The sequence below is a fragment of the Pseudomonas sp. HMWF006 genome, from assembly GCF_003061205.1.
GTDB classification, from domain to species: Bacteria; Pseudomonadota; Gammaproteobacteria; order Pseudomonadales; family Pseudomonadaceae; genus Aquipseudomonas; species Aquipseudomonas monsensis.
In genome coordinates this window covers 1-12389 of record NZ_QAIU01000204.1, presented here as the reverse complement: position 1 = coordinate 12389, position 12389 = coordinate 1, and the positions used below count along the sequence as shown (strand labels likewise).

Below are 12389 nucleotides of genomic sequence, written 5' to 3'. Positions count from 1 at the left end.
CGTCAGGCCTGCTGCGTTCATGAACATGCGCATCAGGCTGGCTGGCCCTGATCTGGCTCGGCAGTGTGGGCGTGCTGTTTATCGCCGCCAGCCTGATGCGCATGTTCATGAACGCAGCAGGCCTGACGACGCACTGAAGCACCCCGTCCCGGCGCCTTCGGGTACGGATTTGAAACCCTCCATCTGGAGGGTTTTTTTTGCCTCGGGTTTATTTGCGTGCTTTGAGGATGACGAATTTCGGCGTGGCCGCGACTTGCTCGACGCCGCGGAACAGCCGCGCCAGTTTGCTGTGATAACCCAGGTGACGATTGCCGACGATGTACAGCGCTCCGCCGACCACCAGCGCCTCGCGGGCCTGCTGGAACATGCGCCAGGCGAGGAAGTCGCCGACCACCTGCTGCTGATGGAACGGTGGGTTGCACAGCACCACGTCCAGCGATTGCGCCGCTTGCCCGGCCAGGCCATCACCGGCCCGGACGGTCACGTCGCGATCGCCGAGGGCCGCATGCCAGTTTTCCGCAGCTGATTGAACTGCCATGAACGATTCATCGACCAGCGTGTAATGTGCCTCGGGGTTTTGCAGGGCGCTGGCAATTGCCAGCACACCGTTACCGCAGCCCAGGTCGGCGACTTGCGCGCTGCCGAGGTTCTTGGGCAGATGCGGAAGGAAGGCGCGGGTGCCGATGTCGAGACCTTCGCGGCAGAACACGTTGGCGTGGTTGAGCAATTCGATCGCCGGTTCCTCGAGGCGGTAGCGCGACGGGTAGGGCGAGCTCGCCGGGACTTTCGCTTCGGGCGTCGCGATCAGCAGGCGAGCCTTTTTCACTGCCAGTGAGGCTTGCACCGGACCGATGTAGCGTTCCAGCAGATCGCCAGCGGCGCGTGGCAAGTGCTTGACCATCGCCGCAGCAATAACCTGCGCACCCGGGGCCAGTTGTCCTTGCAGGCGGATCAATTGTTCTTCGAGCAGTGCCAGGGTTTTCGGTACGCGGATCAGCACGCGATCAAACGGCCCGACCAGCGGTTCACTCGCCGGGATGCCGCGAATGGCGTCGAACGCCTGGCCATTGCGCAGCAGATTCTTCTCCAGTCCCTGAAAGCCCAGAAACGAATCGCCGCTGCTGACCACATCGACGTTGCCCAGCAGGCTGGCCGCCAGCGCACCGAAACTGTCATTGAGCACCAGTACCCGGGTGTCGGCCGTCGGCTGCTGCGCAGCCAGATGATTGAGCAGGTATTCGTCGGCGGCATCGAAGGCTTGCAGCGGTTCGTTCTGCTGTTCGGGCTGGCGGATCAGGTCGAGTTGGGCGAAAGGCGTATCGAGCAAAGGCATGGGGCGGGGACTCAGGGTAATCGGGGGATGTCCCGCTGCCTGTACCGTGCGGCGGAACCGACCGAGTGAACTGCAGTGCGAACAGCTCGCCTTATCACTCGGAAAGGTCACAAATGGTACGTTTTTTTCTCTGGAAATACTCGCAGGTTTTAATTTTGGTGCAAGGCGTCGGGTCTAGATTATGCCGGCTCTGGCGGCCGCTATGACGGCAGAAATTTTGTTGCAGACATGGAGTTTCTCGATCACGTTTTGCACGTGATAGTTCACCGTGCGCTCGCTCAGGCTGAGGATTTTCGAAATCTCATAGGCCGTTTTGCCTCCGGCGGATAATTGCAGAACCTCCAGTTCCCGTGGGGACAGGCGCGGTTGGCTAGGTTTGGCGGGCCGTGTGGGGAGTGTCCGAGCGAACAACTCACTCAGGTGGCTGGTGGCATAGAACATGTAGCCAAAATGCTCATACAGCTCGAGCGGGCTGATCGGGCAATGCTTTCGGGCCAGGCTGAGGATGCTGCACAAGCCACTCTCCTCGTGGTGAAACGCTTGAGACCAACCATGTTGCAGGCCATATTGCTGCAGCGCCCCCCACAACTCCGGGGTATCTTTATATACCGCTTTATCCCAGACGATGGGCATCATTGAATGATTGCAGTGTGCTATTACCGGGTCGATTTTCTTGTATTCGTTCAATTCATATTGCAGGTTCCATTCTTGAGGGTAGTTGTTGATTTGCAAAGGATTAAGATGCATTTCCCGTTGGGGCGAAGTAACTGAAACTGCACAGAAGTTAAACCCGAGGTTTTCGGCGAATCTCAGCAAGATGGGATAGGCCGTATCTATTTCCTTTGCGAAAGTCAGTTGCTTTAACTGCGACTCCTTCCACGTTTCCATTACAAGCTCTCCATGATTGTAGCGGGGGTGCGAATGGATCCAAAAATCCGGCACGCTCCGGAGTGTAGGACGTTTCTTACGGCAGGTAATAAATTATTTTGGTCTTGAAAGTGAAAAAGTATTCATTAAGCGTTCTTAGCGACGGATGAGTTCTGATATTTAAATCGTCATCTTAAGGGGGGCGTTATCGCTCCGCTGCGAACCGTCCAAATAATTTTAATTATCTAATGTGGGTGCACTGGCGAATACCATTAGCAATCATCGGTGTTTAGACCGGCGGATTTGCGGGACACTGGCGGCAATCGTTCAATGGAGCGCCCCATGACCGCCACTGCAGAGAAATACACCACACAGACCCTGCTTGATGTACGGCCCTTGACCCCAAGCCTGTTCACCTTGCGCACCAGCCGCGATGCAGGCTTTCGCTTTCGGGCGGGGCAGTTCGCCAGGCTGGGGGTGAACAAGGCTGACGGCAGCATCGTCTGGCGTGCTTATTCGATGGTGTCGTCACCGTTCGACGAGTTTCTCGAGTTCTTTTCCATTGTGGTCCCGGGTGGCGAGTTCACCAGCGAACTGAGCCGCTTGCAGGCGGGGGACACGTTGCTGGTCGACCGTCAGGCATTCGGTTATCTGACCCTGGATCGTTTCAGCGACGGGCGGGATTTGTGGCTGTTGGCCACTGGCACAGGCGTGGCGCCGTTTCTGTCGATCCTGCAGGACTTCGAGGTCTGGGAGAAATTCGAGCGCATTATTCTGGTGTACAGCGTGCGCGAGGCACGGGAACTGGCCTACCAGCCATTGCTGGCCGAACTGGCGCAGCGCGATTACCTCAGCGAGTACGCGCACAAGTTGCAGTTCATCCCGACGGTGACCCGTGAAGCGCAGCCCGGTGCGTTGAGCGGACGCATCACCACGCTGATCGAAAACGGTGAGCTGGAGCGTGCAGCCGGCGTGGAAATCTCGCCCGAGCATTCGCGGGTGATGCTGTGCGGCAATCCGCAAATGATCGACGACACGCGCGCGCTGTTGAAAAAGCGCCACATGAGTCTTGCCCTGAGCCGCCGGCCGGGCCAGGTGGCGGTGGAAAACTACTGGTAAACAAACGGCGCCCGAAGGCGCCGTCTGTTTGTCGTGCAGGGTTCAGGGCCGGTTGTTCTGGGCCTTGAGCAGATCGCGGATCTCGCCGAGCAATTCCTCTTCCTTGGTCGGAACCGGTGGCAGCGTCGGGGCCACGGCCTCTTCGCGCTTGAGGCGATTGATGGCTTTGACACCCATGAAAATCGCGAACGCGACGATCATGAAGTCGAGAATGCTCTGGATGAATTTGCCGTAGGCCATCACGACCGCAGGGGCGCTGCCCTCGGCGGCCTTGAGCGTTATGGCGAGATCGCTGAAGTCCACCCCGCCGATCAACAGGCCGATCGGCGGCATGATCACGTCACCGACAAACGACGAAACAATCTTGCCGAAGGCTGCACCGATGATGATACCGACGGCCATGTCGACCACATTGCCTTTGACCGCGAAGGCCTTGAACTCACTTAGCACGCCCATAGGTTATTTCCTTGTTACAGATGAGTTTGGTGTACGCAGTGTAAATCAGCAAAACGCGTCCTGCGCGAAACACCTTCTTACAATGCCCGTTTTTATCGACACATTAATCGACGAATAGTTTGCAAAGTGCCACTAATCGCGCGCGAAATACGCCGTAACTCGCTGATCGGGAAGCTAAATTTCTCAATCATCGAGTTACGAACTTTCTATTTATGTTTGCCGGTTTTGCCCTCTAGCCTCTGATTGGCGCACCTGGATGCGCCCAAAAAACCAGAGGAACCTGATATGAATCCCACGCTTGGCTTAGGGGCATTTCCCCATCGCCGTACTCTTGGCGTACTCACCGCCAGCCTGTTGACCTTCTCCGTACACGCCGCGCCCCTGACCCGGGACAACGGCGCGGCGGTGGGCGACAACCAGAACTCGCAAACCGCCGGAGCCAATGGCCCGGTGCTGCTGCAGGATGTGCAATTGATCCAGAAGCTGCAGCGGTTCGACCGCGAGCGAATCCCCGAGCGCGTGGTGCATGCCCGCGGTACCGGCGCCCATGGCACCTTCACGGTGACCAATGATCTGAGCGACCTGAGCAAGGCCAAGGTGTTCGCCGCCGGCCAGAGCACCCCGGTGTTCGTGCGTTTTTCCGCCGTGGTGCACGGCAACCACTCCCCCGAAACCCTGCGTGATCCGCGCGGTTTCGCCACCAAGTTCTATACCGCCGATGGTAACTGGGATCTGGTCGGCAACAATTTTCCGACGTTCTTCATTCGCGATGCGATCAAATTCCCGGACATGGTGCATGCGTTCAAGCCCGATCCGCGCACCAATCTGGATGACGACTCGCGTCGTTTCGACTTCTTCTCCCATGTACCGGAAGCGACGCGCACCCTGACCGAGCTGTATTCAAATTCGGGAACGCCGGCCAGTTATCGCGAGATGGACGGTAACGGTGTACATGCCTACAAGTTGATCAATGCCAAAGGCGAAGTGCATTACGTCAAGTTCCACTGGAAGAGTTTGCAGGGGATCAATAACCTCACGCCGAAGGAAGTCAGCAAAGTTCAGGGTCAGGATTACAGTCATATGACCAACGATCTTGTAACTAACATTAATAAAGGTAACTTCCCTAAATGGGACTTGTACATTCAAGTGCTGAAACCACAAGATTTGTCCAAGTTTGATTTTGATCCGCTGGATGCAACCAAGATCTGGCCGGGTATTGCAGAACGAAAAGTTGGACAAATGGTGTTGAACCGTAATCCGGCTAATGTGTTTCAGGAAACTGAACAAGTAGCGATGGCGCCGGCCAATGTTGTGCCGGGAATCGAACCTTCGGAAGATCGCTTATTGCAAGGTCGCGTATTCTCTTATGCCGATACTCAGATGTATCGCCTGGGTGCCAATGCGCTGCAACTGCCGATCAACGCCCCTAAAGTTGCGGTCAATAACGGCAATCAGGATGGTGCGATGAACTTCGGCGCAACGCAGTCTGGCGTGAATTACCAGCCGAGCCGTCTGCAGCCGCGCGAAGAGCCGCGAGACGCCCGTTACAGCCAGTTGGCACTGTCGGGCAGCACCCAGCAGGCGAAGATCCAGCGCGAGCAGAACTTCAAGCAGGCCGGCGATCTGTACCGTTCCTTCAACAAGCAGGAGCGTCAGGACCTGATCGACAATTTCGGCGGCTCCCTGGCCACCACCGACGACGAGAGCAAGCACATCATTCTGTCCTTCCTTTATAAGGCCGATCCGGAATACGGCACCGGCGTGACCAAAGTGGCCAAGGGTGACCTGGGCCGGGTCAAGGCACTGGCGGCGAAACTGGTCGACTGATCCCGACGCCATGCAATGCGGGGCCTGATTCAGGCCCCGTTCTACCCAAGGAGAGCGTTTATGCGTCCTTATCTTTTACTGTTGCTCGGATGCCTGTCCTTCGCAGCGCAGGCCGAACAGAGCCCCGAGGCGATCAAGGCACAACTGCAGGACTACTATTTTGATGCCGCCCGCCGCGGTGACGTGCCGATGCTCGACACCTTCATCGAGTCCGGCTATTCCCTTGATACCCGCGACAGCAAGGGCTACACCGCGTTGATTCTGGCGGCGTATCACGGCCAGGGCGCGGCAGTAGACCGCTTGCTGGCGGCGGGCGCTGATGCCTGCGCGCAGGACCTGCGTGGCAACACGGCGCTGATGGGCGCAATTTTCAAGGGCGAGATCCAGATCGCCCGGCGATTGATGGCCACCGATTGCAATGCCGACCAGCGCAATGGCGCCGGACAGACTGCGGCGATGTACGCCGGGCTGTTCAAGCGCGTCGAATTGCTCGACGCGCTCAAGGCCAAAGGGGCCGACCTCAATGCCGAAGACCCGCTGGGCAACAGCGCCGCGCGTCTGGCCAGTGGCGAGATCCGTATTGCCGCGCCGCGCTGAGCTGCGGCGTCTGCGTTATCATCGCGGTTTTGCTCCGGGGGTTCAGATGGCCAAGGCCAAGCGCATGTATGGCTGCACCGAATGCGGCGCAACATTTCCCAAATGGGCCGGGCAGTGCGGTGAATGCGGTGCCTGGAACACCCTGACCGAAACCATGATCGAAAGCGGCGGAGCGACAGCGCCGACCGGGCGCACCGGCTGGGCTGGACAACAGGCGCAGATCAAGACCCTGGCCGAAGTCAGCATCGAAGAGATTCCGCGTTTTTCCACCGCCTCCGGTGAACTGGATCGCGTGCTGGGTGGCGGTCTGGTCGACGGTTCCGTGGTGCTGATCGGTGGTGATCCCGGTATCGGCAAGTCGACGATTCTGTTGCAAACCCTGTGCAATCTCGCCAAGAGCATGCCGGCGCTGTACGTCACCGGCGAAGAGTCCCAGCAACAAGTGGCCATGCGTGCCCGCCGTCTCGGGTTGCCTCAGGATCAACTGCGGGTGATGACCGAAACCTGCATCGAAACCATCATCGCCACGGCCCGTCAGGAAAAACCCAAGGTGATGGTGATCGACTCGATCCAGACGATCTTCACCGAGCAATTGCAATCGGCGCCCGGCGGCGTTTCGCAAGTGCGTGAGAGTGCGGCGTTGCTGGTGCGCTACGCCAAGCAAAGCGGCACCGCGATTTTCCTCGTTGGCCACGTCACCAAGGAAGGCGCACTCGCCGGCCCCCGGGTGCTTGAGCACATGGTCGACACCGTGCTGTATTTCGAGGGCGAATCCGATGGCCGGTTGCGCTTGCTGCGCGCGGTGAAGAACCGTTTCGGTGCGGTCAATGAACTGGGCGTGTTCGGCATGACCGACAAGGGCCTTAAAGAGGTTTCCAACCCATCGGCGATTTTCCTCACCCGCGCCCAGGAAGAAGTCCCGGGCAGTGTGGTAATGGCGACGTGGGAAGGCACCCGGCCGATGCTGGTGGAAGTGCAGGCGCTGGTCGATGACAGCCATCTGGCCAACCCGCGTCGGGTGACGCTGGGGCTGGATCAGAACCGCCTGGCGATGTTGCTCGCGGTGCTGCACCGCCACGGCGGCATTCCGACCCACGATCAGGACGTGTTCCTCAACGTGGTCGGTGGGGTCAAGGTGCTGGAAACAGCGTCCGACCTGGCGTTGATGGCGGCGGTGATGTCGAGCCTGCGCAACCGGCCGCTGCCCCACGATCTGCTGGTGTTTGGCGAAGTGGGCCTGTCGGGCGAAGTGCGTCCGGTGCCGAGCGGGCAGGAGCGCTTGAAAGAAGCTGCCAAGCATGGCTTCAAACGGGCGATCGTGCCGAAGGGCAATGCGCCGAAGGAATCCCCGCCGGGTTTGCAGATCATCGCCGTGACCCGCCTCGAACAGGCCCTCGACGCGCTCTTCGAATAACTTGAACCCACCGCATAACCTGTAGGAGCTGGCCAGCCAGCGCCTACAGGATTCAATTGTGGATTCTAGATTTCGATCAGGGCGCCCAGTTCGCGCTCCAGTTCGGCTTCGTCAGCCAGGTTCAGCTCGATCAGCCGCCGCAAGCGCTGGATCGATTCCAGGCCGATATGCCGGCAGACAAAACCCAACTGACCCTGATCTTCATGGGCCAGATGCACATCCATCTGGATATCGACGTCATCGCTCAGATGGATGTCGACGAAAAAATCCTGCTCCGCATTCCCCAGCCACGGCTCGGGCCGCTCGATCAGCAGCCCTTTGAGTGACAGGTCGATCAGCTTGACCGGCCAGATGAATTGGCCCTGACTCAGCTCGGTTCTGGCATCGAACGCAATACGTTTGAAGCGACGGCGATTGGCTGGGTGTTCGCTCATGACGCAATCCTCGGAAGAGTTCGCTGACTATAGACCCGACCAATGGGTGCCTGCCAATCAACCAAGCGTCTAGACCAATGTCGGGGTATGGCCTTTGGCGCCAGTAGCGCTAAACTCGGGGTGGCTGTCTTTCTTGTCCACCCTGGCTGGAATAATAAAATGAAAAATAATAATAGCCTGCTGCGCCACTTACCCTGGCTAGTGCTGGCAATCGTAGGAGCGTGCGCCCTGGGCGTAGTGGCATTACGCCGAGGAGAGGCGATCAACGCCTTGTGGATCGTGGTCGCTGCCGTGGCCATTTATCTGGTCGCGTACCGTTACTACAGTCTGTTCATCGCCAACAACGTGATGCAACTCGACCCGCGTCGGGCCACCCCCGCCGTGCTCAACAACGACGGTCTGGACTATGTGCCGACCAACAAACACATTCTTTTCGGTCACCACTTCGCAGCGATTGCTGGCGCAGGGCCTCTGGTCGGGCCAGTGCTGGCGGCGCAGATGGGGTATCTGCCCGGCACGCTGTGGCTGATTGCCGGCGTGGTGCTGGCGGGCGCCGTGCAGGACTTCATGGTCCTGTTCATGTCGACCCGGCGCAACGGCCGTTCCCTGGGTGACATGGTGCGTGAGGAAATGGGCCGTATCCCCGGCACCATTGCCCTGTTCGGCTGCTTCCTGATCATGATCATCATCCTCGCGGTGCTGGCGCTGATCGTGGTCAAGGCGCTGGCCGAGAGCCCGTGGGGCATCTTCACCGTGATGGCGACCATCCCGATCGCGATGTTCATGGGCATTTACATGCGCTACATCCGCCCGGGCCGCATCGGCGAGATCTCCGTGGTCGGCGTATTGCTGCTGCTCGGGTCGATCTGGCTCGGTGGGCAGATTGCCGCTGATCCGGTGTGGGCCAAGGCGTTCACCTTCACTGGCGTGCAGATTACCTGGATGCTGGTCGGTTACGGCTTTGTGGCTGCATCGCTACCGGTGTGGCTGATTCTGGCGCCGCGTGACTATCTGTCGACTTTCCTCAAGATCGGTACCATCGTCGCCTTGGCGATCGGCATTCTGGTGACCATGCCCGAGCTGAAAATGCCGGCATTGACCCAGTTCGTCGACGGCACCGGCCCGGTGTGGAAGGGCGGTCTGTTCCCGTTCCTGTTCATCACCATCGCTTGCGGTGCGGTGTCCGGTTTCCATGCCCTGATTTCTTCGGGCACCACGCCGAAGCTTTTGGATAACGAAACCAACGCCCGTTACATCGGTTACGGCGGCATGCTGATGGAGTCGTTCGTGGCGATCATGGCCATGGTTGCCGCTTCGGTAATCGAGCCAGGCGTGTACTTCGCCATGAACAGCCCGGCCGCCGTGGTCGGCAGTGATGCCGCGTCAGTGGCGCAAATGGTCACGAGCTGGGGCTTCGCGATCACGCCGGAAGCGCTGCAAGCCGTGGCTCACGACATCGGCGAGACCACCATTCTGGCCCGTGCCGGTGGTGCGCCGACCCTGGCGGTCGGTATCGCGCAGATCCTGCACAGTGTCCTGCCGGGTGAGAACACCATGGCGTTCTGGTACCACTTCGCGATCCTGTTTGAAGCGCTGTTCATCCTGACTGCTGTGGACGCCGGCACCCGTGCCGGGCGCTTCATGCTGCAGGACCTGCTCGGCTCCTTTGTGCCGGCGCTCAGACGTACCGAATCGTGGACCGCCAACCTGATTGCCACCGCCGGTTGTGTGGCGATGTGGGGCTGGTTGCTGTATCAAGGCGTGATTGACCCATTGGGCGGCATCAACACCTTGTGGCCACTGTTCGGTATCTCCAACCAGATGCTGGCCGGTATCGCGCTGATGCTCGGCACCGTGGTCCTGATCAAAATGAAGCGCCAGCGCTACATTTGGGTCACTCTGCTGCCAGCCACCTGGCTGCTGATCTGCACCACCACGGCGGGCTTCATCAAGTTGTTCGACGCCAACCCGGCGATCGGCTTCCTGTCGCTGGCCAAGAAATACAGCGATGCGCTGGCCAATGGTCAGGTGCTGGCACCGGCGAAGAGCATCGACCAGATGCAGCACGTGATCTTCAACGCTTACACCAACGCAACGCTTACCGCGCTGTTCCTGTTCGTGGTCTTCAGCATCCTGTTCTACGCGCTCAAAGTCGGCATCGCCGCCTGGGGCAAAAAAGAGCGTACGGATAAAGAATCGCCATTCCAGGCCCTGCCGGATGCGTAACCAGAGGATTGCACCATGTTCAATGACCTGAGTCGCCTCGGTAAATACCTCGGTCAGGCCGCGCGCCTGATGGTCGGCATGCCCGACTACGACACCTACGTCGAGCATATGCAAACCAAACACCCGGACAAACCGGTGATGAGCTACGAGATGTTCTTTCGCGAACGTCAGGAAGCCCGTTACGGTGGCAAGGGTGGGCCGAAGTGCTGTTGAGCTGACAGCGCAAGGTTGAGGTAATCCCTGTGGGAGCGAGCCTGCTCGCGAATACGGAGTGTCAGTTGATGAATAATTTGACTGGCACACCGCTTTCGCGAGCAAGCTCGCTCCCACATTTGTTTTTGTGTTGTTCATTCATTTGAAGGAGATCGAGTTTTGTCCTCTCCCATTCCGGTCACGGTACTCAGCGGTTTTCTCGGCGCCGGCAAGACCACCTTGCTGCGGCACCTGCTCAAAGCCGAGCACGGCCTGAAAATCGCCGTGATCGAAAACGAATTCAGCGACGCCGGCATCGACACTCAGTTGCTGGGTGATGAGCCGGTGCAAGTCATGACCCTGGCCAACGGCTGCGTCTGCTGCACCATTCACACTGACCTGACCAAGGCCCTGTACCTGCTGCTCGAACGCCTGGACAGCGGCGAAATCGCCTTCGACCGTCTGGTGATCGAGTGCACTGGCCTGGCCGACCCGGCCCCGGTGGCGCAAACCTTCTTCATTGAGGAAGAACTGCGCGAGCGCTACCTGCTTGACGGCATCATCACCCTGGTGGATGCCGCCCACGCCGATCTGCACCTGACCCAGACCATCGCCCAGGCACAGATCGGTTTCGCCGACCGCTTGCTGGTGAGCAAGACCGATCTGGTGGACGAGGCGACGTTCACCGCGCTGAGCGAACGCCTGACGCGAATCAACCGTCGTGCGCCGATCCGCGTGGTCGAGCATGGCAACATCAATCTGGCTGAACTGCTGGATGTGCGCGGCTTCAACCTCAACGCTGATCTCGGCGGCGGGGTGAGTCTGCGTCCGGTCAGCAAGGCGCCCTCCATCGACCGTATCTCCAGCCTGGTGCTGCGCACTGAGCAACCGCTGGATATCGATCAGCTCAGCGAGTTCATGAATGAGCTGCTGGAAGACCACGGCAAGCAATTGCTGCGCTACAAAGGCGTACTGAACATCGCTGGTGAGGATCGGCGCCTGGTGTTTCAGGGCGTGCTGAAACTCTATGGTTTCGACTGGGATACCGAATGGGCCGAGGGTGAGGCTCGGGAAAGCGTAATTGTGTTTATTGCCGATGATTTGCCGGAAGAGAAGATTCGGGCGGGGTTTGCCAAAGTGGCTTCTGCCTGATGGATCTTGGTTGTCAGTGATGGCCTCTTCGCGAGCAAGCTCGCTCCCACAGGAGACCGTATTCTGTCCAGAGAAATGCGGTCAACTGTGGGAGCGAGCTTGCTCGCGAAGGCGATCTAACCGACAGCACAATGCTCAAGGTCTGAACCGAGCAGTGCCTGTTCAAGATGATCCAGATGTCGATTCATCAACATCCCGGCCGTGGAAGCATCGCCTCGCTCCACCGCCTCAATCAACGCCAGATGCTCCTGCCACGCGCAACAGCTGAGCGTCTGGCACTCACTTCGCGCAATCGCCAGTGACGTCAGCGGCACCAGACTGCCGAGAAAATGCGCCAGCGGGGCATTCCCCGCCATTTGCGCCAACTGCAGATGAAACTCTCCGGATAAGCGAATCGCCGCCCCCCGCCGATCCTGTTCGACGGCCAGGCGCTCGCGCTCGATCAGCGTGCGCACGCGCTTCAAAGCGTCTGCCTGCGGGCGCTGACAGGCCAGATACACCAGCGTGCTTTCGGTCAGGCGCCGCGCCTGCAGAGCTTGCCGTGTCTGCTCCGGGTCCGGTTCCGCCACCCGTGGCCGGTGATTGGCCCGCAGCACGATGATGTGCTCATGTGACAGTTGGGTCAGTACCCGGCGCACGTCTGCACGGCTGGCGCCGAACATGTCTTTCAGGCTGTCTTCGGTAAAACGGCTGGCCGAATGGATGCGCCGCTCGAGAATCGCATCGAACAGTCGCGGATACAGATCCGCCGCCGGTGCGCGCGGGCGGGAGA

At 59.3% G+C, this 12389-nt stretch carries 12 protein-coding genes and 1 pseudogene; 8 read left to right on the top strand and 5 right to left on the bottom strand.

All coding sequences use genetic code 11. The annotated features are described in order from the left end of the window. Window positions 1-35 precede the first annotated feature (35 nt). Window positions 36-137: pseudogene (locus tag DBR24_RS08070) on the top strand (DUF2474 domain-containing protein); the annotation flags it as partial. 71 nt (window positions 138-208) lie between these two features. On the opposite strand, the gene DBR24_RS08065 reads toward DBR24_RS08070, so the two are convergent. Together DBR24_RS08065 and DBR24_RS08060 are read right to left on the bottom strand one after the other, a co-directional pair. Next, window positions 209-1333, bottom strand: a complete 1125-nt coding sequence (locus tag DBR24_RS08065; protein WP_123463961.1) for a class I SAM-dependent methyltransferase — start codon at window positions 1331-1333, stop codon at window positions 209-211. Window positions 1334-1507: 174 nt separating this feature from the next. After that, window positions 1508-2221 (bottom strand): autoinducer binding domain-containing protein, encoded by a 714-nt coding sequence (locus DBR24_RS08060; RefSeq protein WP_123463963.1) that lies wholly within the window; start codon window positions 2219-2221, stop codon window positions 1508-1510. A 321-nt stretch (window positions 2222-2542) separates the two neighbouring features. Between DBR24_RS08060 and DBR24_RS08055 the strand changes: the two genes are divergently transcribed. Beyond that, on the top strand, window positions 2543-3319 hold the full coding sequence (locus DBR24_RS08055) for a ferredoxin--NADP reductase (RefSeq protein WP_128614453.1): 777 nt from the start codon (window positions 2543-2545) through the stop codon (window positions 3317-3319). A gap of 42 nt (window positions 3320-3361) precedes the next feature. On the opposite strand, the gene mscL is transcribed toward DBR24_RS08055, so the two are convergent. Then, entirely contained in the window at window positions 3362-3775 is a 414-nt protein-coding gene (gene mscL, locus DBR24_RS08050; protein ID WP_128614452.1) for a large-conductance mechanosensitive channel protein MscL, read from the bottom strand. A gap of 285 nt (window positions 3776-4060) precedes the next feature. Here mscL and katB point away from each other — a divergent pair, with 285 nt between their 5' ends. From katB to radA, 3 genes are read left to right on the top strand one after another with little or no spacing between them, the layout of a single operon-like run. Next, entirely contained in the window at window positions 4061-5602 is a 1542-nt protein-coding gene (gene katB / locus DBR24_RS08045) for a catalase KatB (protein ID WP_123463969.1), read from the top strand. A 60-nt stretch (window positions 5603-5662) separates the two neighbouring features. Next, window positions 5663-6199, top strand: a complete 537-nt coding sequence (locus DBR24_RS08040; protein WP_128614451.1) for an ankyrin repeat domain-containing protein — start codon at window positions 5663-5665, stop codon at window positions 6197-6199. A 46-nt stretch (window positions 6200-6245) separates the two neighbouring features. Continuing rightward, window positions 6246-7613, top strand: coding sequence for a DNA repair protein RadA (gene radA / locus DBR24_RS08035; RefSeq protein WP_007909773.1), 1368 nt, complete (start codon window positions 6246-6248; stop codon window positions 7611-7613). Between the two features lie 65 nt (window positions 7614-7678). On the opposite strand, the gene DBR24_RS08030 is transcribed toward radA, so the two are convergent. Further along, window positions 7679-8047: a PilZ domain-containing protein gene (locus tag DBR24_RS08030; RefSeq protein WP_128614450.1), complete on the bottom strand. Its 369-nt coding sequence runs from the start codon at window positions 8045-8047 to the stop codon at window positions 7679-7681. A 159-nt stretch (window positions 8048-8206) separates the two neighbouring features. Here DBR24_RS08030 and DBR24_RS08025 point away from each other — a divergent pair, with 159 nt between their 5' ends. The 3 genes from DBR24_RS08025 (at window position 8207) to yjiA (ending at window position 11617) form a co-directional block, all read left to right on the top strand. Continuing rightward, a complete protein-coding gene (locus DBR24_RS08025; RefSeq protein ID WP_128614449.1) occupies window positions 8207-10273 on the top strand; it encodes a carbon starvation CstA family protein in 2067 nt (688 codons plus the stop codon). A 15-nt stretch (window positions 10274-10288) separates the two neighbouring features. Beyond that, window positions 10289-10486: a YbdD/YjiX family protein gene (locus DBR24_RS08020; protein ID WP_003228401.1), complete on the top strand. Its 198-nt coding sequence runs from the start codon at window positions 10289-10291 to the stop codon at window positions 10484-10486. 159 nt (window positions 10487-10645) lie between these two features. After that, entirely contained in the window at window positions 10646-11617 is a 972-nt protein-coding gene (gene yjiA / locus DBR24_RS08015) for a GTPase (RefSeq protein WP_128614448.1), read from the top strand. A 116-nt stretch (window positions 11618-11733) separates the two neighbouring features. Here the strand turns inward: yjiA and DBR24_RS08010 are convergent. After that, window positions 11734-12389: GntR family transcriptional regulator (locus DBR24_RS08010; RefSeq protein WP_146188990.1), on the bottom strand; the 656-nt coding region annotated here is incomplete at its 5' end.

Excerpts from the sequence above, each read along its gene's own strand:
- DBR24_RS08065 (WP_123463961.1), bottom strand. The coding sequence starts at position 1,333 with ATGCCTTTGCTCGATACGCCTTTCGCCCAACTCGACCTGATCCGCCAG.
- DBR24_RS08060 (WP_123463963.1), bottom strand. The coding sequence starts at position 2,221 with ATGGAAACGTGGAAGGAGTCGCAGTTAAAGCAACTGACTTTCGCAAAG.
- DBR24_RS08055 (WP_128614453.1), top strand. The coding sequence starts at position 2,543 with ATGACCGCCACTGCAGAGAAATACACCACACAGACCCTGCTTGATGTA.
- mscL (WP_128614452.1), bottom strand. The coding sequence starts at position 3,775 with ATGGGCGTGCTAAGTGAGTTCAAGGCCTTCGCGGTCAAAGGCAATGTG.
- katB (WP_123463969.1), top strand. The coding sequence starts at position 4,061 with ATGAATCCCACGCTTGGCTTAGGGGCATTTCCCCATCGCCGTACTCTT.
- DBR24_RS08040 (WP_128614451.1), top strand. The coding sequence starts at position 5,663 with ATGCGTCCTTATCTTTTACTGTTGCTCGGATGCCTGTCCTTCGCAGCG.
- radA (WP_007909773.1), top strand. The coding sequence starts at position 6,246 with ATGGCCAAGGCCAAGCGCATGTATGGCTGCACCGAATGCGGCGCAACA.
- DBR24_RS08030 (WP_128614450.1), bottom strand. The coding sequence starts at position 8,047 with ATGAGCGAACACCCAGCCAATCGCCGTCGCTTCAAACGTATTGCGTTC.
- DBR24_RS08025 (WP_128614449.1), top strand. The coding sequence starts at position 8,207 with ATGAAAAATAATAATAGCCTGCTGCGCCACTTACCCTGGCTAGTGCTG.
- DBR24_RS08020 (WP_003228401.1), top strand. The coding sequence starts at position 10,289 with ATGTTCAATGACCTGAGTCGCCTCGGTAAATACCTCGGTCAGGCCGCG.